General features: G+C 63.1%; 21 protein-coding genes. 18 read left to right on the top strand and 3 right to left on the bottom strand.

Features of this window, described 5'->3' with window-relative positions; all coding sequences use genetic code 11:
- Positions 1-109: 109 nt before the first annotated feature.
- Positions 110-3127, bottom strand: coding sequence for a phosphoenolpyruvate carboxylase (gene ppc, locus A9J21_RS03355; protein WP_066731846.1), 3018 nt, complete (start codon positions 3125-3127; stop codon positions 110-112).
- A 152-nt stretch (positions 3128-3279) separates the two neighbouring features.
- Here ppc and hemC point away from each other — a divergent pair, with 152 nt between their 5' ends.
- From hemC to A9J21_RS03340, 3 genes are read left to right on the top strand one after another with little or no spacing between them, the layout of a single operon-like run.
- On the top strand, positions 3280-4275 hold the full coding sequence (hemC, locus tag A9J21_RS03350) for a hydroxymethylbilane synthase (RefSeq protein ID WP_066731844.1): 996 nt from the start codon (positions 3280-3282) through the stop codon (positions 4273-4275).
- Positions 4276-4285: 10 nt separating this feature from the next.
- Positions 4286-6385: a fused uroporphyrinogen-III synthase HemD/membrane protein HemX gene (hemDX, locus tag A9J21_RS03345; RefSeq protein WP_066731842.1), complete on the top strand. Its 2100-nt coding sequence runs from the start codon at positions 4286-4288 to the stop codon at positions 6383-6385.
- Between the two features lie 4 nt (positions 6386-6389).
- On the top strand, positions 6390-7580 hold the full coding sequence (locus A9J21_RS03340; protein WP_066731840.1) for a heme biosynthesis protein HemY: 1191 nt from the start codon (positions 6390-6392) through the stop codon (positions 7578-7580).
- Positions 7581-7655: 75 nt separating this feature from the next.
- On the opposite strand, the gene A9J21_RS03335 is transcribed toward A9J21_RS03340, so the two are convergent.
- Positions 7656-9215, bottom strand: a complete 1560-nt coding sequence (locus A9J21_RS03335; protein ID WP_404851343.1) for a cryptochrome/photolyase family protein — start codon at positions 9213-9215, stop codon at positions 7656-7658.
- 58 nt (positions 9216-9273) lie between these two features.
- Here A9J21_RS03335 and A9J21_RS03330 point away from each other — a divergent pair, with 58 nt between their 5' ends.
- The 11 genes from A9J21_RS03330 to A9J21_RS03280 all read left to right on the top strand — a co-directional run bounded on the left by A9J21_RS03330 (position 9274) and on the right by A9J21_RS03280 (position 21250).
- Positions 9274-9990 (top strand): pseudouridine synthase, encoded by a 717-nt coding sequence (locus A9J21_RS03330; protein ID WP_066731838.1) that lies wholly within the window; start codon positions 9274-9276, stop codon positions 9988-9990.
- Positions 9991-10075: 85 nt separating this feature from the next.
- Complete coding sequence (locus tag A9J21_RS03325) at positions 10076-10648, top strand: YqgE/AlgH family protein (RefSeq protein ID WP_066731890.1); 573 nt, start codon at positions 10076-10078, stop codon at positions 10646-10648.
- Positions 10641-11078, top strand: a complete 438-nt coding sequence (gene ruvX, locus A9J21_RS03320; RefSeq protein ID WP_066731837.1) for a Holliday junction resolvase RuvX — start codon at positions 10641-10643, stop codon at positions 11076-11078. Before A9J21_RS03325 ends, ruvX begins: the two co-directional genes overlap by 8 nt.
- Positions 11075-11599 (top strand): bifunctional pyr operon transcriptional regulator/uracil phosphoribosyltransferase PyrR, encoded by a 525-nt coding sequence (gene pyrR / locus A9J21_RS03315; protein WP_066731835.1) that lies wholly within the window; start codon positions 11075-11077, stop codon positions 11597-11599. Before ruvX ends, pyrR begins: the two co-directional genes overlap by 4 nt.
- 92 nt (positions 11600-11691) lie before the next feature.
- A complete protein-coding gene (locus A9J21_RS03310) occupies positions 11692-12663 on the top strand; it encodes an aspartate carbamoyltransferase catalytic subunit (protein ID WP_066731832.1) in 972 nt (323 codons plus the stop codon).
- Between the two features lie 157 nt (positions 12664-12820).
- Complete coding sequence (locus tag A9J21_RS03305) at positions 12821-14095, top strand: dihydroorotase (RefSeq protein ID WP_066731830.1); 1275 nt, start codon at positions 12821-12823, stop codon at positions 14093-14095.
- Positions 14096-14138: 43 nt separating this feature from the next.
- Positions 14139-14993, top strand: coding sequence for a 1-acyl-sn-glycerol-3-phosphate acyltransferase (locus tag A9J21_RS03300; protein WP_066731829.1), 855 nt, complete (start codon positions 14139-14141; stop codon positions 14991-14993).
- Positions 14994-15050: 57 nt separating this feature from the next.
- Positions 15051-15821, top strand: a complete 771-nt coding sequence (locus tag A9J21_RS03295) for an ABC transporter permease (protein ID WP_082926217.1) — start codon at positions 15051-15053, stop codon at positions 15819-15821.
- A 69-nt stretch (positions 15822-15890) separates the two neighbouring features.
- On the top strand, positions 15891-16562 hold the full coding sequence (locus A9J21_RS03290) for an ABC transporter ATP-binding protein (protein ID WP_231906796.1): 672 nt from the start codon (positions 15891-15893) through the stop codon (positions 16560-16562).
- Between the two features lie 81 nt (positions 16563-16643).
- Positions 16644-18701, top strand: coding sequence for a glycosyltransferase (locus A9J21_RS03285; protein WP_156545642.1), 2058 nt, complete (start codon positions 16644-16646; stop codon positions 18699-18701).
- A gap of 74 nt (positions 18702-18775) precedes the next feature.
- The gene (locus A9J21_RS03280) at positions 18776-21250 is read left to right on the top strand and encodes a glycosyltransferase 61 family protein (RefSeq protein ID WP_197497452.1); all 2475 of its coding nucleotides are present in this window, start codon (positions 18776-18778) and stop codon (positions 21248-21250) included.
- Here A9J21_RS03280 and A9J21_RS03275 read toward each other — a convergent pair.
- Positions 21231-22073, bottom strand: coding sequence for a symmetrical bis(5'-nucleosyl)-tetraphosphatase (locus tag A9J21_RS03275; RefSeq protein WP_404851342.1), 843 nt, complete (start codon positions 22071-22073; stop codon positions 21231-21233). The genes A9J21_RS03280 and A9J21_RS03275 overlap by 20 nt on opposite strands.
- 334 nt (positions 22074-22407) lie before the next feature.
- On the opposite strand from A9J21_RS03275, the gene rfbB reads away from it, so the two are divergent.
- Genes rfbB through rfbC form a run of 4 tightly spaced genes read left to right on the top strand, consistent with a single transcriptional unit; the run spans position 22408 to position 25809 of the window.
- Positions 22408-23463 (top strand): dTDP-glucose 4,6-dehydratase, encoded by a 1056-nt coding sequence (rfbB, locus tag A9J21_RS03270; protein WP_066731815.1) that lies wholly within the window; start codon positions 22408-22410, stop codon positions 23461-23463.
- Positions 23456-24370, top strand: coding sequence for a dTDP-4-dehydrorhamnose reductase (gene rfbD, locus A9J21_RS03265; RefSeq protein WP_066731814.1), 915 nt, complete (start codon positions 23456-23458; stop codon positions 24368-24370). Before rfbB ends, rfbD begins: the two co-directional genes overlap by 8 nt.
- 12 nt (positions 24371-24382) lie before the next feature.
- A complete protein-coding gene (gene rfbA, locus A9J21_RS03260) occupies positions 24383-25261 on the top strand; it encodes a glucose-1-phosphate thymidylyltransferase RfbA (RefSeq protein ID WP_066731813.1) in 879 nt (292 codons plus the stop codon).
- Positions 25258-25809 (top strand): dTDP-4-dehydrorhamnose 3,5-epimerase, encoded by a 552-nt coding sequence (gene rfbC / locus A9J21_RS03255; RefSeq protein WP_066731810.1) that lies wholly within the window; start codon positions 25258-25260, stop codon positions 25807-25809. Before rfbA ends, rfbC begins: the two co-directional genes overlap by 4 nt.
- Positions 25810-25815 lie beyond the last annotated feature (6 nt).

Here is a 25815-nt window from a genome sequence, read left to right as displayed (position 1 = left end):
CAGGCCGCTCAACGTGCGAAGTCGGCAACCGGAACCGCTTTACCCTCTCCCCCGACCCCTCTCCCGCCGGGCGGGAGAGGGGAGAAAAGCGGCGAAAACGCAACAAAAATCAGCCGCTATTACGCAACCCGGCCGCCACGCCGTTGATCGTCAAGTGAATCCCGCGTCGCACGCGAACGTCGTCGGCGTCCTTGCCGGCGCGGTAGCGCTTGAGCAGTTCCACCTGCAGGTGGTTCAGCGGGTCCAGGTAGGCAAAGCGGTTCTTGATCGAGCGCGCCAGCAGCGGGTTATCGGACAGGCGTTCCGTGCGGCCCGTGATGAGCGACAGCATGTCGCTGGTCAGATGCCACTCGGCGCTGATGCGCGAGAACACGGCCTTGCGCAGCGCCGGGTCGTCGCACAGCCCCGCGTAACGCGACGCCACGGCCAGGTCGGTCTTGGCAAGCACCATGTCCATGTTCGACAGCAGCGTGCGGAAGAACGGCCAGGTCTTGACCATGCGCTTCAGCGTGGCCACGGCCACCTTGCGCGACTTTTCGTCGGGTGCGGCGTCCAGCATGGCCTTGACCGCGCTGCCAAAGCCGTACCAGCCCGGCAGCAGCAGGCGGCACTGGCCCCACGAGAAGCCCCACGGAATCGCGCGCAGATCCTCGATCTTGCGGCTCTTCTTGTCCATCAGCTTGCGCGAGGCCGGCCGCGAACCCAGGTTCAGGTCGGCAATCTCGGTGATCGGCGTGGTCGCGAAGAAGTAGTCCTTGAAGCCCGGGGTCTCGTACACCAGGTGCCGGTACGCGCGGAACGCGTGGTCGGACAGCTGCTGCATGACCGCTTCGAACGTGGCGAGCCCGGCCGGCGCGTTCTGCGTGGGCAGCAGCGACGCCTCCAGCGTGGCCGCGATCACCGTTTCCAGGTTGCGCCGGCCGATTTCCGGATTGGCGAACTTGCTATTGATGATTTCGCCCTGCTCGGTCAGGCGGATCTGGCCGTTCACGGTGCCCGGCGGCTGCGACAGGATCGCCTCGTAGGTCGGGCCACCGCCACGGCCCACGGTGCCCCCGCGGCCGTGGAACAGGCGCAGCTTGACGCGGCGTTCCTCGAACAGCTTCACCAGCGCCAGTTCGGCCTTGTAGAGTTCCCAGTTCGACGTCAGGAAGCCGCCGTCCTTGTTCGAATCCGAATAGCCGAGCATCACTTCCTGCTCGACGCCATGGTGCCTGATCACCGAATCGAAGCCCGGCAGGTCCAGCAGCGACTGCATGATGCCGGCCGCGTTGCGCAAGTCCTCGATGGTTTCGAACAGCGGAATGACCATCAGCTCCATGCGGGCCGGGTCGGTCTTGCTGCCCAGCGCGCCGCGCAGCATGCCGGTTTCCTTCTGCAGCAGCATCACCTCCACCAGGTCGGACAGCGTCTCGGTGTGCGAAATGATGTAGTTGCGGGCCACGCGGTTGCCGTAGCGGGCCCGCAGGTCGCGCGCCATGGCGAAGATCGCCAGCTCCTTGCGCGTCTGCTCGGAATAGTCGTGCCACGGCAGCGTCAGCAGGCGCGGCTGGCGCAGTTCGGCCAGCAGCAGTTCCACCTTGCGCTCTTCGGGCAGCCCCGCGTAGTTGGCTTCGATGCCGGCGGCCTTGAACAGCTCGGCCACCACGGCTTCGTGCACGTCGGACACCTGGCGCATGTCCACCGACGCCAGATGGAAGCCGAAGATGGCGATGGCGCGCGCCAGCGAGTCGATGCGGCCACGAGCCAGCGCCTGGCCGTGGTGCGAGCGCAGCGAATCGAGTACCACCTGCACGTCGGCGGCGAACGCTTCGGCGTTGTCGTACGGCGCCACATCGGCCACCGGATGGCGCTGGGCCACATGGCCGGTCAGGCGTTCCGTGGTGGCGGCCAGGCGGGCGTAGATGCCGATCAGCGCACGGCGGTATGGCTCGTCGGCGCGGTGCTCGGAATGGTCGGGCGATGCCTCGGCCAGCGCCAGCAGCTCGGGGCTGGCATCGACCATCAACGACGACAGCGGCAGTTCGGCGCCCAGCGCGTGAACCTCGTCCAGATACCACAGCATGATCAGCGTCGACTGCTGCTGGGCGGCGTGCTCCAGCGTTTCGGCCGTCACATTCGGATTGCCGTCGCGGTCGCCGCCGATCCACGAGCCCATCTGCAGGAACGGCGCCAGCGGCGCGGGTGCCGTGCCGGCCTTGCCGCGGCGCGGGAAGACTTCGGCGATGTCCTCTTCCATCTCCGCCATCAGGCGCGGAATGCCCTGCAGGAACGTGGTGCGGTAGTAGGAGAGGGCGTTCTCGATCTCGTCCACCACCATCAGCCGCGTGTTGCGCAGCATGCGGGTCTGCCACAGCGTGGTCACGCGGGCGCGCAGCTGCGCCGTGTTGTGGTCGCGCTCGCGTGCCGTCATCGGCAGATCGCGCTCGGCCAGCAGGCGGGCGATCTCGCGCTCGGCGTCGAGGATCGACTTGCGTTGCACTTCGGTCGGATGCGCGGTCAGCACGGGCATGATCAGCGCGCCATCCAGGAAGTCGCGCACCTGCTTGCCGGTGACGCCGGCGGCGTCGATGGCCTGCAGCGCGCGGGCCAGGCTGCCCGGCTGAGGCGGCGATCCGGCCAGCGCATGCACGCGGCGGCGGCGGTTGTGGTGCTGGTCCTCGGCGATATTGGCCAGGTGCGAAAAATAGCTGAAGGCGCGTACCACCGAGTTGGTCTGGTCGCGCGACAGCCGCTTCAGCAGGCGGTCCAGCTCGGTGCCGGCGGAACGGTCGTTCTCGCGGCGGAAGCGCACGGCGGTCTGGCGGATCGTCTCGACCAGGTCGAAGGCGGCATCGCCTTCCTGCTCGCGCAGGCATTCGCCGAGCAGGCGGCCCAGGAAGCGGATGTCCTCGCGCAGCGGCAGGTCCTTGTCGGCGGTGCGGCGGGCCGGGGCGACGGTATTGCCCTCGGGCGTCACCACGGACAGCGTCGGCTTGCCCGATGCCCTGGCATTGCGGGTGGGGGATTTCTTGGGGGTGGCGCCCGGGGTGGTGCCATTCACGTCATGCTGGCCTGAGGCTCGCGTAACTGACTTGCGGCCGGTGGATCGGGTACGGCCGTTGGGGCGCGCAGCAGGCTGCGTCATTGACTTATCTCCTCGTCTCACTGCGTTGCTTATATGTATCGAACCCCATACACGTGGCGCGAGGTTCGACCGGCATCAATCACGTGCCGGAAAGTCACTTCGGGTCTGGCAATCTGGCGGTTTTGCGAGGGGGTGCGTGCTAACATGCGCGCATGCAAGCACCCGCCCAACCGTCGTCTTCGTCCGCTGCAGCGTCACGCAGCATGCCACACAAGCTCGTCATCGCCTCGCGCGAAAGCCGGCTGGCGATGTGGCAGGCTGAACATGTGCGTGCTGCATTGCAACAATACTATCCCCAATGCGATGTGTCCATTCTCGGCATGACGACAAGGGGTGATCAAATTCTCGATAAGACCCTGTCAAAGGTAGGCGGCAAGGGCCTGTTCGTGAAGGAGCTTGAAGTGGCCATGGCCGAGGGTCGTGCCGACCTGGCCGTGCATTCGCTCAAGGATGTGCCGATGGAGCTGCCCGAGGGGTTTGTGCTGACGGCCGTCATGGAACGCGAAGACCCGCGCGACGCGCTGGTTTCCTCGCAATTCGCCTCGCTCGACGAGATGCCGGCAGGCACCGTGGTTGGCACGTCGAGCCTGCGCCGCGAGGCTGCGCTGCGCAGCCGTTATCCGCATCTGGTCATCAAGCCGTTGCGCGGCAATCTCGATACGCGTCTGGGCAAGCTCGACCGCGGCGAATATGGCGCCATCATCCTGGCCGCAGCAGGTCTGAAGCGCCTGGGCCTGGGTGACCGCATCCGCGCGCTGATCGGGCCCGACAGCTCGCTGCCCGCCGCAGGGCAGGGCGCGCTGGGTATCGAGATCCGCTCGGACCGCCCCGAAATGGCCGAATGGCTGGCGCCGCTCAATCACGTGCCGACGCTGCTGGCCGTGTCGGCCGAACGTGCCGTATCGCGCCGCCTGGGCGGGTCGTGCCAGGTACCGCTGGCCGCCCACGCGCGCTGGCATGACGCCACGCTGCAACTCGACGCCTTTGTCGCGCTGCCCGATGGCACCCGCAACGTGCGTGCTCACGCTACGGCACCCGTGGATTCGGTGCAGGCCGCCGAGCAGCTGGGCGCCGCCGTGGCGGGTGACCTGCTGGGCCAGGGCGCCGACGCCGTACTGGCTGCGCTGTCGACCGCCGGACCCGCCTGAGGAACGCCCGATGCCTCGCCCGACCGTCGTAGTTACGCGACCCGCCGGGCAGTCCCGGCAACTGACCGAGGCCTTGCATGCCGCCGGTCTCGATGTGCTCGGCTTCCCGCTGCTGGCAATCGGCCCGGCCGCCGACGATACGCCGCTGCGCGCGGCGCTGGCCCGCCTGGCCGACTATGCACTGGTGGTGTTCGTCAGCCCCAACGCGGTGTCGTTCGCGCTGGACGCGCTGGCGCAGGTGCAGAACACCGCCGGCCAGGCGCAATGGCCGCCTGACGTTCCCGTGGCCGTGGTAGGCCCGTCGAGCGTTGCGGCGCTGGCCGAACGCGGCGTCGCACCGCCGACCCATCGCGTGATTGCCCCCGCTGGCGCACAGGGCGAGACCGATACCACTGCTGACGCCCCGCGTTTCGACTCCGAGGCCCTCTGGACCGAACTCGACACCACGCCCGGCGCGTTCGCGGGCCGCAGCGTACTGATCATCCGCGGCAACGGCGGCCGCGACTGGCTGGGCGACCGCCTGCGCGAAGCCGGCGCCACCGTGGACGCCGTGGAAGCCTACAGCCGCACGCTGCCCGAGCCGACCGGCATGCAGTGGCAGGCCGTGCGCGACAGCCTGAAGCCCGATGCGCCGCCATACGCCTGGCTGCTGACCAGTTCCGAAGCCGTCCGCAACCTCGATGCCCTGGCGCGCCTGCACTTGTCGCCCCAGGAACACGAACGCCTGAAGCAGATGCAGTGCATTGCGCCGCATGCGAGAATTGCAGCGCAGGCCCAGTCGCTGGGTTTTGCGCACGTGCTGCCCGCCGCGCCCGGCGATGCCGGCTTGCTGGCCGCATGTACGCAATGGGGCAATGCCCACGCTGGCCCGGCGGCGCCCGAGCCCGTGGCGCCGGTGCCCGCACCCGCCCCGGTCGAACCGGTGCCGGTGCCTGCGCCCGCACCGGCAGCCTCAGAATCAACAGGGTCCGAAGGACCCACGACAACGAAGGTCGAACGCGTGACGCCAGAGACTACGTCCCCCTCGTCTAGCCATGCCGCACCGTCCGGTGCTGCCGGCACGTCTTTTACTGCGCATCCGCCCGCCGGACACGCCGCCGCCCGCCGCGGCATGGTGGCCTGGTGGGTGGTTGCCGTCGTCCTGGTCCTGGCCATCGCCGGCGGCTTCTTCTGGCTGCAGATGCGCGTGGAACACCTGACGCAGGAGCTTGCGCGGCGCCAGCAGAGCAATGACACGCTGGTGCAGGAAACGCGCGTGCTGTCGAAGAATGCGCAGGACACGGTCAAGGAACTGCAAGCCAAGGTCGGCGCACTTGACGGCCAGGTGGTGGAAGCCCGCGACAAGCAGGCCGCGCTGGAACAGGTCTACCAGGACCTGATGCGCAACCGCGACGACTGGGAAATCGCCGAGATCCAGCAACTGCTGACCAATGCCGGCCAGCAACTGCAACTGACGGGCAACGTGCAGGTGGCGCTGTCGGCGCTGCAGAGCGCCGACGCGCGCCTGGCCCGCGCGGACAAGCCGCAGTACAACCAGCTGCGCCGCGCCATTGCCCGCGACATCGCGCGCATGAAGGCGGTGCCCGATACGGACCTGACCGGCGCGGCGATCAAGCTCGACGAATCGATCAACCAGATCGATGCGCTGCCGCTGCTGTCCGGTGAGCGCATGCTCGACCGCGTCCCGGGCGAGAACGAGAAGCTGGCCAAGGGCGATGCCAGGGGTGCTTCGGCGCCGGCTGCCACGGGCAATGTCCTGACGCGCACCTGGGACTACGTACTGGCCGAACTGGGCCAGGTCATCCGCGTGCGCAAGGTGGATGACACCAATGCGCTGCTGTTGTCGGGCGACCAGGGCTGGTTCCTGCGCGAGAACGTCAAGCTGCGGCTGCTCAATGCGCGGCTGGCGCTGCTGTCGCGTAACGAACCGGTCTTCCGCAACGACCTGGCCGCTGCCCAGGCGATGATCGGCCGCTATTTCGATACCCGCTCGCGCCGCGTGCAGGGCGTGCTGACGCTGCTCAAGCAGTCGCAGGCCAGCGCGGTGAGCGTGTCGCTGCCGACCATGGCCGAGAGCCTTGGCGCGCTGCATGCCCTGAAGAAGGAGTAGCCGCATGCGACTGCTTTTCTGGGTGGCCGTACTGTTTGGCGGCGCGGTGGGATTGGCGCTGTTCACGCAGTTCAATCAGAGCAACGTGGTGCTGTTCTATCCGCCGTACCGCGTGGAGATGTCGCTGAACCTGACGCTGGCGCTGCTGCTGCTGGTGTTCTTCGTGGTCTGGACTGTCATGACGACGATGCGGCATCTGTCGGAAATGCCTCGCCGGGCTGCCGCATACCGCGAGCGCAGCCGCATGAGCAAGGCCCAGGCCGCGTTGCGCGAGTCGATCGAGAACCTGTTTGCTGGCCGCTTTGCCCGCGCCGAACGCGCGGCCAAGGAGGCCCAGTCCTGGCCGGAGCAGGCGCAGACCGCCGCGCTGGTGGGCGCGCGGGCCGCGCACCGGATGCAGGAATCGGAACGTCGTGACGCATGGATGTCGCAGGTCACCGATCCCGAACGCGAGCAGGCGCGGCTGGTGTCGATGGCCGAACTGCTGGTGGATGCCCGCGACCCAGAGGGGGCGCTGGAAACCATCGCCCAGCTGCAGGAAAAAGGCGGCCGCCAGATCCACGTGCAGCGGATTGCGCTGCGTGCGCACCAGCATCTGAAGAACTGGACCGAGGTGCTTCGCCTGGCGCGTTCGCTGGAAAAGCGCAATGCGCTGCACCCGGTGCTGGCGCTGCGTCTCAAGCAGATGGCCGTGGAAGCCATGCTCGAAGAGCGCCGCCATGACGCGGAATCGCTCTATCACTTCTGGCGCTCGCTGTCGGCCGACGAGCGGCATGCCGTGCGCATCGCCGAGCAGGCCGCACGCTATTTCTCGGCGCTGAACCGCCAGAACGAGGCCCGCCGGATCGTCGAGGAAGCCCTCAAGGTCAATTGGGACAGCCGGCTGGTGCAGCGCTACGCCGATTGCGCGGAGCCGGGCAAGGCGCTGCCGCAGATCCAGCAGGCCGAAAAATGGCTGGTCGACCATCCGAACGATGCCGACCTGTACTACACGCTGGGCGTGCTCTGCCTGGGCGAGCAACTGTGGGGCAAGGCGCAGTCGAACTTCGAACGCGCGCTGCGCTACGCCGACCGCGACGCGCAGCGGCGCATCTGCGTACGCGCGCATCTGGCGCTGGCCCGGCTGTTCGAGGAAACCGACCGCCCCGAGGATGCCCAGAAGCACTATCGGGAAAGTGCCATGCTGGCGGCTTGAGCACTGGCGAGGACCGGCGGGGTGCAAATGCCCGGCCCGGTTCTCGCGTCAACCCGCGCCGGACCTGCCTTCCGCTCAGTCGCCCTCGGGCTTCGCCTTCGACCCCTTCACCGCCCCATACCTCTCCAGCGCCTCCATCCGTGCAACCTTGTGCTGGACGATCGGCTGCGGATAGTTGTCTCCCAGCTTTACTCCCGCCGACGCCAGCACCTCGGCGGGCGCCGTCCATGGTGCATGGATGTACTTGTCCGGCAGGTTTTCCAGCACCGGCAGGTATTTGCGGATAAAGCGGCCCTGTGGATCGAATTTTTCCGACTGGGTGACCGGATTGAAGATGCGGAAGTAGGGTTGCGCGTCGCAGCCGGTTGAGGCTGCCCATTGCCAGCCACCGTTGTTCGCCGAGAATTCGAAATCGTTGAGCTGGTCGGCGAAGTATTGTTCGCCACGGCGCCAGTCCACGCCCAGGTCCTTGACCAGAAAGCTGGCCGTGACCATGCGCAGCCGGTTGTGCATGTACCCGCTCTGTTTGATCTGCAGCATGGCGGCGTCCACCAGCGGGTAGCCAGTTTGGGCCTGGCACCAGGCGTCGAAATATTCGTTGCCGGTGTGGATGTCGACCCAGCGGATCGCGTCGTATTCCGGGTGGTACGACTTGCCTTCGGCCAGGCGCGGGTGGTGGTGCAGGATCATGAAGTAAAAATCCCGCCAGATCAGTTCTGATAGCCAGATGACCGCGCCGGCACTGCCAGTGCCGCTGCGCTGGGCGGCATCGTGCGCGGCACGCGCGAGCTTGCGGATCGAGATCGTGCCGAAACGCAGGTGCACCGACAGGTAGCTGGGGCCGCGCAGCGCCGGGAAGTCGCGGCGATGTCCGTATTCGCCCATGCGGCCCTGGAACTCGTGGAATAGCGCCTCGGCCCCGTCCATGCCCGTCGGCATGGCAATTTCCTTTAGGTTGCTGGGCGCAAAGCCCAGCGATTCCAGCGTCGGCAGCGCCTTCCGGTGTGCGGCGGGCACCGGGGCCAGCGCCTTCCGGTATTTGTCGACCGGGTAGGGGCGCAGGTCGAACGGTCGCACTGCCTTCAGCCACGCATTCTTGTAAGGCGTGAACACGCTGAAAGGGTGGTCCTGGCCGGTCAGGATCTCGTTTGCCTCGAAAATTACCTGGTCCTTGAACGTGAACAGTTCACGCTCATCTGCCGCCAGCGCCTGGCGCACCGTGGCGTCGCGGTCGTTGGCGATCGGTTCGTAATCGTGATTGGTGAACACTGCCTCGGCGTCGAGTTCGGCCGCCAGGCGCGGGATTGCCTTGCGCGCCTGCTCGTCGAGCACGATCAGGCCGCCGCCGGCATCGGCCAGCGCCTGCCGCAGCGGATCGAGCGATTTCAGGATGAATTCGATGCGACGGTCGGCCTTGAGCCCGCGCTCGAGCAGCGGATCGAGGATTTCGCGGTCGAACACGAACACGCACCATACCTGCCGGCAGTGCTTGAGGGCATAATGCAGCGCCGCGTGGTCGTCCATGCGCAAGTCGCGCCGGAACCAGACCAGGCCGCGTGTGAATTCCCGGTCAATCCGGTAAGGCAGACGTTCGCCCGGTGCGGGCGCAGGGGAAGGTGATCTCGGCATCGCCATAACCTAACATAGCGTCCAGATACTTCCCTACCGTTTACAAGCAGTTTTCAGATCACTCATGGCCATTACACTCGACCGCATCCTGCAATCCCAAGGCTTCGGCACCCGCCGCTACTGTGGCGACCTGGTGGAGGCCGGGCTGGTCGAGGTCAACGGCGAACTGTGCGAAGACCCGGGTGCACGCTTCGAGGTTGACGGTCTGCGCCTGACCGTCGATGGCGAGGAATGGCTGGCCTGTACCAAGGCCTACCTGATGCTGAACAAGCCCGCCGGCTACGAATGCTCGCAGCGGCCGCGCCATCATCCCAGTGTCTACAACCTGCTGCCGGTGCCGTTGCGCCAGCGCGAGGTGCAGGCCGTGGGGCGGCTCGACCACGACACCACGGGCCTGCTGCTGCTGACCGACGACGGCCAGTTCATCCACGCCCAGACGTCGCCGAAGAAGCAGGTTCCCAAGGTGTACGAGGTGACGACGTTCGATCCGGTGACGCCGGAACAGGTGGAAGCCTTGGGCGCCGGCGTGCAACTGGACGACGAACCGGCCCCGATTGCCGCGCATGCCTGCGAGGCCACCGGCGAGCGCAGCCTGCGGTTGTCGCTGCTGCAGGGCAAGTATCACCAGGTCAAGCGCATGGTGGCCGCCACCGGCAACCATGTGACGGCACTGCATCGCAGCGCTATCGGCGGCTTGCGGCTGGACCCGGCGCTGGCGCTGGGCGAATGGCGCTGGCTGACGCCCGAAGACATGGTGGCGCTGAAGTCGTCGGGCGACTGAGCCCCGGCGGGCAGGCGCCGCAAAGTGCGCTTGCGGGCAGAAGTTTTCCCCAGCAGCCGGGGTCCGATTTGGTAGAATGCAAGCCATGGCGACGCCCGAAGCTTCTATCAATCTCACCAATCAGTTCCTGATTGCCATGCCCGGCATGGCCGATCCGACGTTTTCGGGTTCCGTTGTCTACCTCTGCGAGCATAACGAGCGTGGTGCGCTTGGCCTGGTGATCAACCGGCCGATCGACATCGACATGGCCACGCTGTTCGACAAGATCGATCTCAAGCTCGAAATCCAGCCTGTTGCCCACCAGCCGGTGTATTTTGGCGGCCCGGTGCAGACCGAACGCGGCTTTGTGCTGCACGACCCGGTTGGCATCTATGTGTCGTCGCTGGCGGTGCCCGGCGGGCTGGAAATGACCACTTCCAAGGACGTGCTCGAAGCCGTGGCCAACGGCAGCGGCCCGCACCGGTTCCTGCTGACGCTCGGTTACGCGGGCTGGGGTGCCGGGCAGCTGGAGGACGAACTGAGCCGCAACGGCTGGCTGACCGTCCAGGCCGATCCCGAAATCATTTTCAGCGTGCCGCCCGAAGAACGCTTCGCGGCTGCCGTGCGCCTGCTTGGCATCGACGTGACGATGCTGTCGGGCGAGGCCGGGCATGCCTGAGCAGGCGGGGCGCGAGACGCCCCGCGACGGCACGGTGCTCGCCTTCGACTATGGCGAGAAAAAAATCGGCGTGGCGCTTGGGAATTTCATCACCCGGCAAGCCAGCGCGCTCACCATACTCCCGAACGTGACGGTCGAGGCCCGCTTTGCCGCGGTTGGCGCCCTGATTCAGGAATGGTCGCCGGTGCGGCTCGTGGTCGGCATGCCGGTCAATCCCGATGCCGGCCCCGACGACGAGGAACAGGCTTCGGTGCGACTTGCACGTCGCTTTGGTAACCAGCTGAACGGACGCTACAACCTGCCCGTGGATTGGGTGGACGAGCGCTATTCATCGCGCGCCGCCTCGATGGCCGGGGCCAAACGTGGTGCGCTGGATGCCGAGGCCGCACGGATCATCCTGCAACAGTATTTCGACGAAATCCCGCTATGACCCAGACCTCCACACCCGACGCCGAGGCGCTATACCACGCGCTACGCGACCAGGCCCAGGCCCTGATGCCATCCGGCGACCGCGCGCGCTGGTCCGTGGCTGGCATCCATTCCGGCGGTGCCTGGATTGCCGAACGGCTGGCGGCGGACCTGAAGCTGGGCGAGCACGGCGTGATCAATGTGGCTTTCCATCGCGACGACTACGCCAAGAAGGGCCTGCACAGCCAGGCCCAGCCCACCACGCTGCCGTTTTCCGTGGAAGATCGCAACGTGCTGCTGATCGACGATGTGCTGGCCACGGGCCGCACGATCCGCGCCGCTGTGAACGAACTGTTCGACTACGGCCGGCCGGCGCGCGTGGCGCTGGCCGTGCTGGCTGACCGCGGCGGCCGCGAACTGCCGTTTGCCGCCGACTATGCTGCCGCGACCGTCGAGCTGCCCCAGGACAAGACGCTGGTGCTGTCGCGCCAGGGCGAAGGCGCCGCGACGCGCTTTGCCTTTTCAACCGAAGCGCGCACCTGAGTGTCAACCCGAGACGCCGTCAGAACGTCAAGCACCGAAGCCGTACCCAGACTGAATCCGCCAGACCGAACCCGCGCCCGACCCACCTGCCCATGACCAAGATGTTCCGCAACCCGCAGCTCACCAGGAACGGCGAGCTCAAGCACCTGTTGTCGATCGAGGGGCTGTCGCGTGACATGATCACGCACATCCTTGACACCGCCAGCCAGTTCGTTTCGCTGTCCGATTCCGACCGCGATGTGAAGAAGGTGCCGCTGCTGCGCGGCAAGAGCGTGTTCAACCTGTTCTTCGAGAACTCCACGCGGACACGCACCACGTTCGAGATTGCCGCCAAGCGTCTGTCGGCGGACGTGCTGAACCTCAATATCAATGCGTCGTCGACCAGCAAGGGCGAGTCGCTGCTGGACACCATCAACAACCTGTCGGCGATGTCGGCCGACATGTTCGTGGTGCGCCATGCCAGTTCGGGCGCGCCGTACCTGATCGCCGAACACGTGGCGCCGCACGTCCACGTGATCAACGCCGGCGACGGCCGCCATGCGCACCCGACGCAGGGCCTGCTGGACATGTACACGATCCGGCATTTCAAGAAAGACTTCACGAACCTGACGGTAGCCATCGTCGGCGACATCCTGCACTCGCGCGTGGCCCGTTCCGACATCCACGCGCTGACCACGCTGGGCGTGCCCGAAGTGCGCGCCATCGGCCCGCGCACGCTGCTGCCGTCGGGCTTGGAGCAGATGGGCGTGCGCGTCTTCCACAACATGGAAGAAGGCCTGAAGGGCGTGGACGTGGTGATCATGCTGCGCCTGCAGAACGAGCGGATGAGCGGCGCGCTGCTGCCGTCGGCGCAGGAATACTTCAAGGCCTACGGCCTGACGCCGGAGCGCATGGCGCTGGCCAAGCCGGATGCCATTGTGATGCACCCGGGCCCGATGAACCGCGGCGTGGAGATCGATTCCGCCGTGGCCGATGGCCCGCAGTCGGTGATCCTGAACCAGGTGACCTTCGGCATCGCGGTACGAATGGCCGTCATGGGCATCGTGGCTGGAAATAACGACTAAGAGTCACTATCAAAATGATTCTGGCGTCGTTGCGCGACCTTGCCGTACCACTTGTACTGTCTGCGGCCGCGCGCCTAGCCAGAACCGCTTCGCTTCCTTTTGATAGCGCCTCCCAAGGCGGCAAACCAAAAACCGAATAGACGCCAGCGAACTAGACATGAAGATTCAAATCCAGGGTGGCCGCCTGATCGATCCGGCCGCGAACGTCGACGCCAAACAGGACCTGTATATCGCCGCCGGCAAGATCGTCGGCGTGGGCCAGGCGCCTGCCGATTTCAACGCCAACAAGACCATCGACGCCCGCGGACTGATCGTGTGCCCGGGTCTGGTGGACTTGTCCGCGCGCCTGCGCGAGCCAGGCTACGAATACAAGGCGACGCTCGAATCCGAAGTGGCCGCAGCCACTGCCGGCGGTGTGACCAGCCTGGTCTGCCCGCCCGACACGGACCCCGTGCTCGATGAACCGGGCCTGGTCGAGATGCTCAAGTTCCGTGCGCGCCGGCTGAACCAGACCCACGTCTATCCGCTGGGTGCGCTGACGGTGGGCCTGAAGGGCAAGGCGTTGACCGAAATGGGTCAATTGACCGAAGCCGGCTGCGTCGGCTTCAGCCAGGCCGAGATGCCAATCGAGGACACCAAGGTCCTGCAGCGCGCGATGCAATACGCGCAGACATTCGGCTTTACGCTGTGGCTGCGCCCCGAGGACCCGTTCCTGGGCGGCGGCGTGGCGGCCAGTGGTGCGGTGGCGTCGCGGCTGGGCCTGTCGGGCGTATCGGTGATCGCCGAAACGGTGCGTCTGCATACCATCTTCGAACTGATGCGTGCCACGGGCGCGCGCGTTCACCTGTGCCGCCTGTCGTCGGCGGCTGGGCTGGAACTGGTGCGCCAGGCTCGCAAGGAAGGGCTGGCGGTGACCTGTGACGTGAACATCCACCATGTGTCGCTGACCGACATGGACATAGGCTTCTTCAATAGCCAGATGCGCTTTACGCCGCCGCTGCGCAGCGGGCGCGACCGCGATGCCATCGTGGCGGCGCTGGCCGATGGCACGATCGATGCGTTGTGTTCCGACCACACTCCGGTGGATGACGACGAGAAGCTGCTGCCGTTTGCCGAAGCCACGCCGGGCGCCACCGGGCTGGAACTGCTGCTGCCGCTGACGCTGCGCTGGGCTGCCGAGCACAACGTGCCGCTGGTGAAGGCGCTGGCCCGCATCACGAGCGATCCGGCTCGCGTGATTGGCTTGCATGCCGGGTCGCTGACCACTGGCACCGCCGCCGACATCTGCGTGTTCGATCCGAAGCAGATGTGGAAAGTGGAGCGTTCGGCACTGAAGAGCCAGGGCAAGAATTCGCCGTGGCTTGGCTACGAAATGGAAGGGCGCGTGCGCATGACGCTGGTCGACGGCCAGGTCGTGTACGAGCAGCGCTGACCGGCGGCTCGCTGATCGCCTGACAGGCTACCGGGGTTTGACGATGATCTGGTTACGCAAGCTGCGGCTGGGATTGCATCTGCTGCGCGGGATGTTGTTTTGCAGCGTTGTATTTCCTTGGCTGGGGCCCGAGGCGCGACACCACCATATCCAGCGGTGGTCACGGATGCTCCTCGCCCTCTGCGGCATCTCCGTCGAAATTCCCCGAGACACTTTGCCGTCACGTGGCGCCTTGGTCGTCGCAAACCATATTTCGTGGCTCGACATCTTTGTGCTGAATGTGTGGCGGCCGTTTCGATTTGTTGCAAAATCGGAAATCCGCGCTTGGCCCTTGATTGGATGGCTGTGTGTGCAAACGGGGACTGTCTTTCTGGAGCGTGGCAAGAAGCGGGATACGCACCGCGTACTGCACCATATCGCGGAATGCCTGGGGCACGGGGACATCGTCTGTGTGTTTCCCGAAGGCACTACAAGTGACGGCACCACGGTGCTGCCCTTTCACGCCAATCTGCTGCAGGCCGCAGTGTCCGCGAAAGCGCCCGTAAAGCCTGTGGCGCTGCGGTATTTGGACGCCAGCACCCGTAGCCTGACGACCGCCACCGCGTACATCGATGACCTGACGTTGATGGATTCCATGAGCAACATTCTGGAATCGCCGCCCATAACAGTTCAGATTCTGGCGGGGGGTGAAATAGCCACGGAAGGTGTTGATCGACGTGTGGTGGGCGCGGCATGCCGCAGTGCGGTGCAGGGCTTACTAGGTACCGTCGAGTCGGAAAAGGCTGCACATACGAGTGACGTTTGCGGGGGTTTTCCTAGATCGTCGCCCAGTGTATCGTACGGCGCTGGCTATGAACCTGCACCTATAAGAGATGAAAAAATCACTTTTTATGACTAATGATCGGTTGCGGGCACTGATATTCAAAAGTCGCCGTTAGAGGCGGAAACTTACACCATGATTCTTAGTGAGATTTACAACTATCGCCAGATTGTTTCTCAACTGGTGATGCAACAACTGCTGACCCGTTATCGGCGCACAATCTTCGGCTACTTGTGGACAGTGCTGAACCCATTGCTGATGATGGGCATCACAGCATTGGTGTTTTCGCACATTTTCCGGTTCGGCCTGCGCGATTACGCGATTTTTCTTCTTGCGGGCACGGTTCCCTGGACGCTCTTTTCGAGCACGCTGGTGCAGGCGGGCGCGTCGATCGTGGGCAACGAAGGGCTGCTGAAGAAGATCTATATCCCGAAGGTCATTTTCCCGGTAGCCACGTCGACCGGTATCCTGCTCGACTCGCTGTTCAGCCTTTGTGCCCTGTTCGTGATCGCCTTTTTCGTTGGCGCGAAGATCAGTGTCGCATTGATTTTCCTGCCAGTTGCGTTTGCACTGCTCTACGTCTTTTCGTTGGGCCTGTCGTTTGCGCTGGCGGTTATCATCGTTTATTTCCGCGACATGCAGCACCTGATTGGTGTGATGTTGCAGGCCTGGTTTTTCGTGACGCCGATCATGTACCAGATCGATGCCATCTCACCCAAGCTGCAAAAGGTAATCGTGCTGAACCCGATGCTTTACTACATCGAACTGTTCCGCGCACCGATCTATGCCTCTCAATTCCCCTCTCTGCAAGCGATCGGCATCGCGACAGCGCTGGCGTTTTTCAGCCTAGTCATTGGCCTAAAAATCTTCCGCCTGTACGAAAACAAACTCATCTTTAGGCTATAAGCGATGTCTCGAATCGAAGTTTCGGACGTGTCTCTCCGATTCCGTCTTTATCACGACACGAGTCCCGCTTTGAAGGACTATGTCACCAATTTCCTGCGGGGCAAGAGTCACGGTGGACACACCGATTTCTGGGCACTGAAGAATGTCAGCCTGACGATCGAGCGAGGCGACCGCGTCGGTATCATCGGACACAACGGTGCTGGCAAGAGCACGCTGTTGAAGACGATCTGCAAGATCTATACGCCCCAGCAAGGTTCCATTAGCGTGGATGGGCGGGTGGCGCCGCTGCTGGAAATTGGCGCGGGTTTCAACCTCGAATTCAGCGGCCGGGAGAACATCTATTTCAGCGGTGGCATCCTGGGTTACAGCAAGAAGCAACTTGAAAGTCTTGAACGGGAAATCATCGATTTCACGGGGCTCGAGGAATTTATCGACACGCCCGTCAAATACTATTCGACCGGGATGTACATGAAGCTAGGGTTCGCCATTGCCACAGCAGTGCACCCCGAGATCCTGATTCTCGACGAAGTATTCGCGGGCGGTGATGCCACGTTCGTGCAGCGTGCGCAGAAGCGCATGACCGAATTTATCGATCGTTCCAATATCATGGTCTGCGTCTCGCACGACATGAACCTGTTGCAGTCGATCTGCAACAGGATGATTTTGCTGAAGCAGGGACAGGTCATTGGGGACGGTTCTCCCGAAGAAGTCATCGAGCTGTACAAGCAGACACAGGGTTAGCCCTGCCTCCGTATCAAGCCATAGGATTAACGCCAAGGGCCGCAGAGCCTCGATGGCGCAAACGACTCAACAGGGAAGACCATGCGCAGTTTCTTTCGCTGGCTGAAGGAGCGTCGCGGCGTGCATTCGTCCGGGCACCCCGCTACGGGTGCCGGAAGTGCACTGGCGGAGCTTGTGGACGCTGATTATTATCGACAGCGTCATGGCGCAGCTCTGGGCTCATTGGCTCCCGTTGAACACTATGCCCGGGTAGGCGCATCAGCCGACGCCGATCCGAATCCGGTGTTCGACTCGGCGTTCTACCTGACGCAGGTGGGCGTACAGGGCGCGGGAGCCGCGCCAACGTTGCTGGAACATTATCTGGCACATGGCGAGAGATCAGGTTTGCAGCCTTCCCCGATTTTTGATCCGCGTGTCTATCTGACACTGAATCCGGATGTGGCGGCCGCAGGCGTCAATGCACTGGAGCATTTTGTCCGCTGGGGTTGGAAGGAAGGGCGCCAGTTTGTCGACGTGACGGATCCCGGGCTGGACGCGGCAATTTCTCGCGTATTGGACCGTGATCGGGTCAATCCGGTGGCGCTCGCGCTGAACGCCATACGCAATGCCGCCAAAGGTGACTTGGCCTCGGCGCGCCGTGCCACCGGCATGCTGTCGCCGACGCTGGCCAGATCCATCTTGCCACCGATGCTGAATTCCCTTGCCGAGCGGCTCTGGGTAAAAGGTGAGTTGACCAAGGCCGTGCTTGCCTGGGAGCAAAGCCGTTACACCGCGCCGGATACATTTTCAGACAACGGAAATCTTGGCCTCGTGTTGCGCGCGCTGGGACGTCTGGATGAAGCGCTCGTCGCCTTCAGAGAGGCTGTGGCGCGGGACGATGATCGTCCCACGGTCATTGAAGCTGTGCGAGCAATTGAGATGGAACTGGCATTGGGTATCGCCAACGCGGCTCCCGCGCTCGGTTCCGATGCGGCCATCCAGTTGTTCGACACCAGCTTTCCGTCGCGTTTGTCGAGTTTCCGTTTTGGAGAATTTTCGGCTTACTTGCGTGAACTGCCAGATAGCCGGATCCAGTCATCGATCTGGGATATCAAGCATCTGCACCAGACCGAAACTTTTGCCGATATGGCGCGCCAGTTTGCTGCGGAGAGCGGTACGGATCCGCGCCGGATCGAACTCTATCGCGGGCAGCCGGTGACCGCAGCCGTTGGCTACTGCGTGTTCCTGAACAATGCGAACCTGTTCTTCTCCGAGCGTGCCAACGCCGGTGTTGATACCTTTGCCTTCACGTTGTATCCGGGCGGTGGTTTCGAACTGGCGGACGCCAATTCGGACCACAAGCTGCGGCGCCTGTGCGATAACTCGCGGCTTGGGAAGATCATTACCACTCAAAACCTTACTTACCGCTACCTTCTGGACAACCAGTTTTGTGAGCCTGATAGGCTATTGCACCTTTTTGGGGGCGTCGTACCGATGTGCTTCGACCTGACGGGCACCGAGGCTATGCTGGCAGCGCGCGACACCGCCCGCGAAGCCCTGCATGTCTGCTTTGTGGCCCAGCGCTACAGTGCCACGGGCGTGGAGAAAGGCTACGACGTGTTTGTCGCGCTGGCCGAGCATCTCCGCGATCGTGACGATATCTACTTCCACGTGGTGGGTGGCTTCGACGCCGAGACCATTCCCCTCAAGCCAGGCGCACGGATCCAGTTTCACGGTATCCAGCCGAGCGATTTCTTCCCGGTGTTCTACGGGCAGATGGACGTGATCGTATCCCCCAACATCTCTGGTTTCCGCCTCAATGATGGCAGGGGTTCGTTCGATGGCTTTCCCACGACCTGCTGCGTCGAGGCCAGCCTGTGCGGAGCGGCAATGTTCCTGTCCGACTTCGAAGGTTTGAACGCCACCCTGGAAGGCAAGCCGATCTTTGAAAACGGCAGCGACTTCGAGCAGATCGATCGCGATGCCGAAGCCATCGCCGGCAGGCTGCTGCATTACGCAGATGAACGTGAAGCGCTTCGCGCGATGGCGAGGCGCGGCAGGAATGTCATCCTGCGAGAGATGAGCCGCGAAGCGCAGATCCTTCCGCGCATCGCCGCGCTTCAGGATCTTGGTCAACGTTCCAGGCATAACCCGCAATGAGCAGGCGACTTATTCAACTTGCGCGGCGCCTGCGCGATCGGTTGCGCTCGCGCCTTACCAGGCGGCGTTGCGGCGTGTGGCCCGTCGACGCTGCCTTTTATGTGCGACGCTATGGGCGCCTGTTGCGGGGCGTGGCGCCCGTACAGCACTATGCGAAGCACGGGCGGGGCACCTCTTTTGATCCTCAGCCGCTGTTCAACAGCGAGTACTACGCCGCGCAACTCCAAGGTATTACGATTCCCCACGGCATGACGCTGCTGGATCACTACCTTTGCGAAGGCGCCGCACGAGGGCTGGATCCGTCGGCGTTGTTTAGCACGAAAGAATATCTGGCGCACAACCCCGATGTCGCCGCAGCGGGCATCAACCCTCTCGAGCACTTCGTCCACAGTGGGGCGCATGAGGGTCGGCGCTGGTTCGACCCGGAGGCGACCAAGTTGCTGGCGGCGGCCCGCGCGGCTCTGGACGAAGATCCCGGCAACTGTTTCGCGCAGCAGATCATTGCGCATCGGCTGGGGCGCTTTGTCGACGAACGCTATTACCGGATTCGTTATGGCCGGGAGATCGGCTCCGCTTTGGAACACTATCTGGAGCACGGTGGGAATTACGAAGTGAGTCCGCATCCGCTGTTCGATGCCCGCTACTATCGGGAGGTGACCGGAATTGATCAACTGCCGGCTGGCGTTACGTGGCTTGAACACTTTCTGTCCGTCGATCCGGCGGAGCGGCACGCGCCGTCGCGGCTGTTCGATCAGACCGACTATCTGGCGATGAGTCCCGATGTCGAAGCGGCAGGTGTGGACCCGTTTGAGCATTTCGTAAGTTGGGGCGATCATGAAGGCCGGTTGCCGCTGTCATTAGAGCGTTCGGACATCGAATCGCGCATCATGGACGTTCTGGCAGAATCGCCGGATCATCCCCATGCGCTGCGACTTTTGATTGAACGCAAGCTGGTGCGTGGTGAAACTGCCGAGGCACTGCAGGTGCTGGCAGACCTGCCGCACGCACTGCCTAAGGCGCGGCTCAAGGCGCTGCTAGGTCAGACCTTGCAGCAGGCTGGTGCGATAGACAAAGCCATCGAGGCCTATACCGAATCGGAGTCGCAGGGGGCGACGCCAGCCGCCGATATCGATGCCAACGTGGCGGCGGCACTGGCGCGAGAGGGCTTTCGGGCCGAAATGCGCGGCGTGCTGGATGTTGCCGAAGCGAGTTACCACGCCGCATTGGCCAGGGGGCTCAAAAATCCGCAGCCGATTCGCGAACGGCTGGCGAACCTGATGTTTGCGGGTGGTAACCGGGAGCTGGCCTTGCACCTGGTTCACAGCCGGCCGGCCGGTGCCACCACCCGGGTGGAGGACCTTCCGCTCTCTTCCGTCCCCGAACATTGTTCGCAAGGCTTCGGTCAATACCTGGAATTGATGCCCGAACGGCCCATCGCGCCAATCGAGCCTCGGTTCCTGCGGGCGCCAACGGCTTTGACGGCTGAACCGGGCACGCTGACCGCGCCGCCTTTCTATGCGGCTGTGCTCGACGACTGCACGGCAGCAAGCCGTTGCAACGTGGTGCTGCACCGCGGAGTTCTGCTGTCCGATCAGGCCACGCATCCGCGCAGCGGAATGGCGATCTTCGGGGACCGAATCGATGGTTTCCCCGTGATTCGCGCGCGCCACGCGGGCCGTGCGCTCACCGAATGGCCGGCAAAAGCGCGGCTCGAAATTCCGCGCGGGCTGATGATGTTTGGCGTTCAGAGCCGCAACTTTGGTCATTGGGGCTGCGAATACCTTCCACGTATGCTTGCCTACGATGCGTCTCCCGCGCTGCGCGGCTATCCAATCGTGATCGATGCCGGCATGCCGAAGACGCACCGGGAAAGTTTGGACCTGCTCAATGTATCGAGGCGCGAGATCATTGCACTGGAACCCGACCAGGTGGTCAGGTTCGGGCACCTTGCAATGGCACCGGTGCCGACCTATTTTCCGCTGGACGGGATCGGCGTGTACGCCTACGACGCAGTGTGGCCGCGAGACGTACTGCGCGACATGAAGCGGATGGTGCTCGACGCGCTGGAGAAGCGCGTGGGAATGCCAGCCCGTACCGGGCGCCGGCTCTTCATTTCGCGGCACGCGTTCTCAAGCCGCCAGATGATCAACGAGTCGGAGATTCGCGCCATCCTGAACGCGCATGGTTTCGAGACGATTTATCCCGAGGATCTGTCGTTCGCGGAGCAGGTCGATACCTTCCGGTCGGCAGCGATGGTTGTAGGATCATGCAGTTCAGCGTTGTCAAATACGCTGTTCTGTCCGGAAGGTACTCCGGTCATCGGCCTGATTCACGACGAGCCGAGCTTCAACTACCGAGGCTATGCCAGCTACAGTGAGGCCGGTGGGGTCCCGATCCTGTTCGTACAAAGTCCGGTGGCGCCCGGCCAGCACGCGGTGCACGCCTTCCATCGTGCGTACCGGGTGGACCCGAACGACTTCCGGGCGGCGCTGGCGTGGGCAGAGCGGCAGGCGAGCGCGGTGTCCACGCTTACTCCTTGGCTTCGATAGGGAGTCCTTCCTCCTTGCAGTTGACCTGGACGAGCTTTCGGTTTTTGGGCACATCCAAGCTGACTGCACTGAGCTGGCCTGCCCACACGCAGCCCGTGTCGAGGGCAATGACGTCCGGCCGCAGCATCAATCCTAGCGCCGACCAGTGCCCGCAGACAACGGTGGCGTCGGTGGCTTGTCGGCCGGGGACATCGAACCAAGGCAGGTAGTTGACGGGCGCGTCGGCCGGCGGGCCGCTGAAGGAAAACTCCATGTCGCCCATTTCGGTGCAAAAGCGCAGGCGTGTGAGAGCATTGACGATGACCCGCAGCCGGTCGTCGCCCTTCAGTGAATCCTTCCACCGGACAGGCTCATTCCCGAAGATATCCCGGATCCGGGTGCGCCAATTTGGCCCGCGAAGCAGTTTCTCTACCTCGCTTGCCAGATCCAGTGTTTGCTCCACGCTCCATTGGGGGAGTACTCCGGCGTGGACTAACAGGAAACCGTTTTCCTCCCTTGCGAGAGGGATATGGCGTAGCCAGTCCAACAGTTCTTCGCGGTCCGGGGCACCGAGAATGTCCTGAATGGTGTCCCGTCGCCCCAACTTGCGCACTCCTGCCGCAACGGCCAGCAGATGAATGTCGTGATTGCCAAGCACGCACTTCGCGCGGTTGCCTAGCGATCTCATGCGTCGCAACGTGCCGAGGGAATCCGGGCCGCGATTGACCAGATCACCGACGAACCGTAGTGGCACGTCGGCCAGTTCAGGGCAGCCCAGCAATGCATCCAATGACAAGGCGCAACCCTGCAGGTCACCGATTGCGTAGGGGATATTCAGCATCATCTTGTAAGAAAAAGAAAGCAGACCCGAGCCGGTTCATTCCGAAAGACACACGATTCAGGCGTACACAGTGTGCACTGCAAAGGCGCATAGCATACTTTGCCAAAGTGACAATCCTCGGGAAGGGGCAGTTACATTTTTTTCCATTCCCGGTCATATGTATGCAAGGCGACGGCTGCAGTGCGATAGAATCCCGCTTCATCCGATATCTGCAGTCGAATTGCGTATCCGTGTCCCCCGTGGGCACAGTTCGGTGACAAAATAAGAAGAAAAGTGAATTTAAATTCTCTTTTTAAGAGTCCTCTTGTCAGATATCCCTCGGGAGAAGAAGTTGAGTATGGTCTTTGTTACTGGAGGCGCTGGCTTCATTGGCGCCAATTTTGTCCTGGACTGGCTGGCCGGCGGGCATGGTTCGGTGGTCAACATCGACAAGCTCACCTATGCGGGTAATTTGAAGACCCTGGCGAGCGTTGCGGACAAAATGGAACACATCTTTTCGCGGACCGACATCAACGACCGTGAAACGCTCGACAAACTGTTTGCAGAGCATCGACCGCGTGCGGTTCTGCATTTCGCGGCCGAGAGCCACGTCGATCGATCGATCCACGGTCCCGCGGACTTCGTGCAGACGAACGTGGTGGGTACCTTCACGCTGCTGGAGGCGACGCGCCAGTACTGGACTGGCCTGAATGCGGCTGACCGTGAGGCTTTTCGGTTTCTGCATGTGTCGACTGACGAGGTGTTCGGTTCCCTCGGGCCGACTGACCCGCAATTCTCCGAGACAACGCCTTACGCCCCGAACAGTCCGTATTCGGCAAGCAAGGCTGGTTCCGACCACTTGGTGCGCGCGTATCACCACACCTATGGGTTGCCGGTGGTCACGACGAACTGTTCGAATAACTACGGCCCGTATCAGTTCCCCGAGAAGCTGATTCCGCTGGTCATTGCCAATGCCTTGGCGGGCAAGGCGCTGCCGATCTACGGTGACGGGCAGAACGTTCGCGACTGGCTGTACGTAGGCGACCACTGCGCGGCCATCCGTACCGTGCTCGAACAAGGACGCCTGGGCGAGACTTACAACGTGGGCGGTTGGAATGAAAAGACGAATCTCGAAGTCGTTCATGCCATTTGTGACATGCTCGACGAACTGAAGCCTGCTGCCACGGGTAGCTATCGCGACCTGATTACGTTCGTCAAGGATCGTCCCGGTCATGATCGACGCTACGCCATCGATGCCCGCAAGCTGGAGTCCGAACTCGGCTGGCGTCCCGCGGAAACGTTCGAGACGGGGCTGCGCAAGACCGTTCAGTGGTATCTGTCCAACCAGGGTTGGGTGTCGGATGTCACGTCGGGGGAGTATCGCAGTTGGGTAAGTGAGCACTACAGTGCGTGAACTCCCCGATCATCCAACCATTCTGCTGTTTGGCGCCAGCGGTCAGGTCGGTTTTGAGTTGGCGCGCAGCCTGGCGCCGCTGGGACGGTTGGAACTGGCGGATCGAAGCCGTTGCGATCTTCGCGACAAGGCGGCGATCGATGCGCTGGTCGATCAGGTCCAGCCGCATCTGATCGTCAATGCTGCGGCCTATACCGCAGTGGACAAGGCGGAATCCGAATCGGAGATCGCCTTTGCGATCAACGCGCAGGCTCCCGCACATCTTGCAGCGGCCGCCGCTCGTTGCGGCAGTCGGTTCATACACTATTCCACCGACTATGTGTTCGATGGAAACAAGGCGGGCTGGTACGTGGAAGATGATGCCACGGCGCCGCAGTCGGTTTATGGCCTTAGCAAGCTCCAAGGGGAACAGGCTGTGGCTGAAGCTGGCTGTCCGCACTGGATCTTCCGCACAAGCTGGGTGTTCGGCCTGCACGGCGGCAACTTCGCCAAAACGATGCTCCGACTGGCGTCAGAGCGCGACGCGCTGCGCGTGGTGGCGGATCAGTTTGGTGCGCCGACGTCGGCCGCCCTGATTGCCGACGTGACGGCCCAAGCCATCTCCCGTGGATGGTCGCGGTTCGCGCCGGCTACCGCGCCCGATGGTATCTACCATCTGTGCGCAGGTGGCGAAACGTCGTGGCATGGGTATGCGCAGGCGCTGGTGGAGCGTGCAGCGCAACGTGGCGCCACGTTGCGGGTGAATGCGGCCCAGGTGCAGCCGATTCCGGCCAGCGAATATCCGGTTCCGGCCGCACGGCCTTTGAATTCACGCATGGACACGACCAAGCTGCAAGCCACGTTTGGCCTGTCCATCCCAGACTGGCGCGATGGGGTCCATCGCCTGGTTGACCAGATCTATTCCTGAGAGGCGCCTGATATGCGCAAGGGCATTATCCTGGCCGGAGGCTCCGGCACTCGTCTATATCCGATTACTCGGTCGGTCTCCAAGCAACTGCTACCGGTCTACGACAAGCCGATGATCTACTATCCGCTGAGCACGTTGATGCTTGCGGGTATCCGGGACATCCTCATTATTTCCACGCCGTCGGACACGCCGCGGTTTCAGGAGATGCTTGGCGACGGCAGCCAGTGGGGTATGAATCTCAGCTATGCTGTGCAGCCTTCGCCGGATGGTCTGGCTCAGGCGTTCATCATCGGCAAGGAATTCGTCGGCAATGATCCGTCCGCGCTGATCCTTGGCGACAACATCTTTCATGGCCACGACCTGCAAGGGCAGTTGACCCGTGCATGCGAGAAGCAGGACGGCGCGACCGTTTTCGCGTATCACGTGCATGATCCGGAGCGCTATGGCGTTGTGGAATTCGACAGCGATTTCCGCGCGCTGTCGATCGAGGAAAAACCGTCGAAGCCGCGTTCGAACTACGCCGTGACCGGGCTGTATTTTTACGACAATACGGTCTGTGACGTCGCTGCTTCCATCCGGCCCTCCGCTCGCGGGGAACTGGAAATCACCGACGTCAACAAGCACTATCTACAGACTAACAAGCTCGACGTGGAGATCATGGGGCGTGGTTATGCGTGGCTCGATACCGGTACGCATGACTCGCTGCTGGAAGCTGCGACGTTCATTGCCACGCTACAGCATCGCCAAGGTCTTATGGTGGCCTGCCCGGAAGAAATTGCCTACCGCAACGACTGGATCGGTGTTGAGCAGATCGAGGCAATGGCGGCCCAGTTGTCCAAGAATGGCTACGGCGCCTACCTGCGTCGCATCATCGAGGACGTCACGTTATGAGCCTGAATGTGATCCGCACCTCGCTGGAAGGCGTGCTGGTGCTCGAGCCAAAAGTATTCGGCGACACCCGCGGCTTTTTCTTCGAAAGCTTCAACGCGCGCAAGTTTGCCGAAGCTACCGGCGTGGACCGTCCATTCGTTCAGGACAACCATTCGCGTTCTTCGTGCGGAGTGCTGCGAGGCCTGCATTATCAGATTTGCCAAGCGCAGGGCAAGCTTGTGCGCGTGACGGAAGGTGAAGTGTTCGATGTGGCTGTCGATGTGCGGCGCTCATCGCCGACTTTCGGCAAATGGACCAGTGCGCTGTTGTCGGCCGAAAACAAGAGGCAGATGTGGGTTCCCGAAGGATTTGCGCACGGTTTCGTGGTTGTTTCTGCGACCGCCGAAGTTCAGTACAAGACGACTGACTACTGGTATCCAGAGCACGAGCGGAGCATCCGGTGGAATGATCCGACGCTCGCCATCGACTGGCCCAATGTGGGAAAACTGCTGCTTGCCGACAAGGACCGCAACGCACCGTTGCTGGAAGCGGCGGAAGTTTTCGCGTAACGCACT

This window comes from Cupriavidus sp. D384, assembly GCF_001652915.1.
GTDB lineage: Bacteria > Pseudomonadota > Gammaproteobacteria > Burkholderiales > Burkholderiaceae > Cupriavidus.
This window is presented reverse-complemented; position numbering and strand designations above follow the sequence as displayed.

What these genes read in the sequence shown, in the direction of transcription:
- A9J21_RS03305 (WP_066731830.1), top strand. Translation starts at nt 12,821, where the DNA reads ATGAAGATTCAAATCCAGGGTGGCCGCCTGATCGATCCGGCCGCGAAC.
- rfbC (WP_066731810.1), top strand. Translation starts at nt 25,258, where the DNA reads ATGAGCCTGAATGTGATCCGCACCTCGCTGGAAGGCGTGCTGGTGCTC.
- A9J21_RS03330 (WP_066731838.1), top strand. Translation starts at nt 9,274, where the DNA reads ATGGCCATTACACTCGACCGCATCCTGCAATCCCAAGGCTTCGGCACC.
- A9J21_RS03285 (WP_156545642.1), top strand. Translation starts at nt 16,644, where the DNA reads ATGCGCAGTTTCTTTCGCTGGCTGAAGGAGCGTCGCGGCGTGCATTCG.
- A9J21_RS03325 (WP_066731890.1), top strand. Translation starts at nt 10,076, where the DNA reads ATGGCGACGCCCGAAGCTTCTATCAATCTCACCAATCAGTTCCTGATT.
- A9J21_RS03295 (WP_082926217.1), top strand. Translation starts at nt 15,051, where the DNA reads ATGATTCTTAGTGAGATTTACAACTATCGCCAGATTGTTTCTCAACTG.
- A9J21_RS03340 (WP_066731840.1), top strand. Translation starts at nt 6,390, where the DNA reads ATGCGACTGCTTTTCTGGGTGGCCGTACTGTTTGGCGGCGCGGTGGGA.
- hemC (WP_066731844.1), top strand. Translation starts at nt 3,280, where the DNA reads ATGCAAGCACCCGCCCAACCGTCGTCTTCGTCCGCTGCAGCGTCACGC.
- hemDX (WP_066731842.1), top strand. Translation starts at nt 4,286, where the DNA reads ATGCCTCGCCCGACCGTCGTAGTTACGCGACCCGCCGGGCAGTCCCGG.
- A9J21_RS03300 (WP_066731829.1), top strand. Translation starts at nt 14,139, where the DNA reads ATGATCTGGTTACGCAAGCTGCGGCTGGGATTGCATCTGCTGCGCGGG.
- rfbB (WP_066731815.1), top strand. Translation starts at nt 22,408, where the DNA reads ATGGTCTTTGTTACTGGAGGCGCTGGCTTCATTGGCGCCAATTTTGTC.
- ppc (WP_066731846.1), bottom strand. Translation starts at nt 3,127, where the DNA reads ATGACGCAGCCTGCTGCGCGCCCCAACGGCCGTACCCGATCCACCGGC.
- pyrR (WP_066731835.1), top strand. Translation starts at nt 11,075, where the DNA reads ATGACCCAGACCTCCACACCCGACGCCGAGGCGCTATACCACGCGCTA.
- A9J21_RS03335 (WP_404851343.1), bottom strand. Translation starts at nt 9,215, where the DNA reads ATGGCGATGCCGAGATCACCTTCCCCTGCGCCCGCACCGGGCGAACGT.
- ruvX (WP_066731837.1), top strand. Translation starts at nt 10,641, where the DNA reads ATGCCTGAGCAGGCGGGGCGCGAGACGCCCCGCGACGGCACGGTGCTC.
- A9J21_RS03275 (WP_404851342.1), bottom strand. Translation starts at nt 22,073, where the DNA reads ATGATGCTGAATATCCCCTACGCAATCGGTGACCTGCAGGGTTGCGCC.
- rfbA (WP_066731813.1), top strand. Translation starts at nt 24,383, where the DNA reads ATGCGCAAGGGCATTATCCTGGCCGGAGGCTCCGGCACTCGTCTATAT.
- A9J21_RS03310 (WP_066731832.1), top strand. Translation starts at nt 11,692, where the DNA reads ATGACCAAGATGTTCCGCAACCCGCAGCTCACCAGGAACGGCGAGCTC.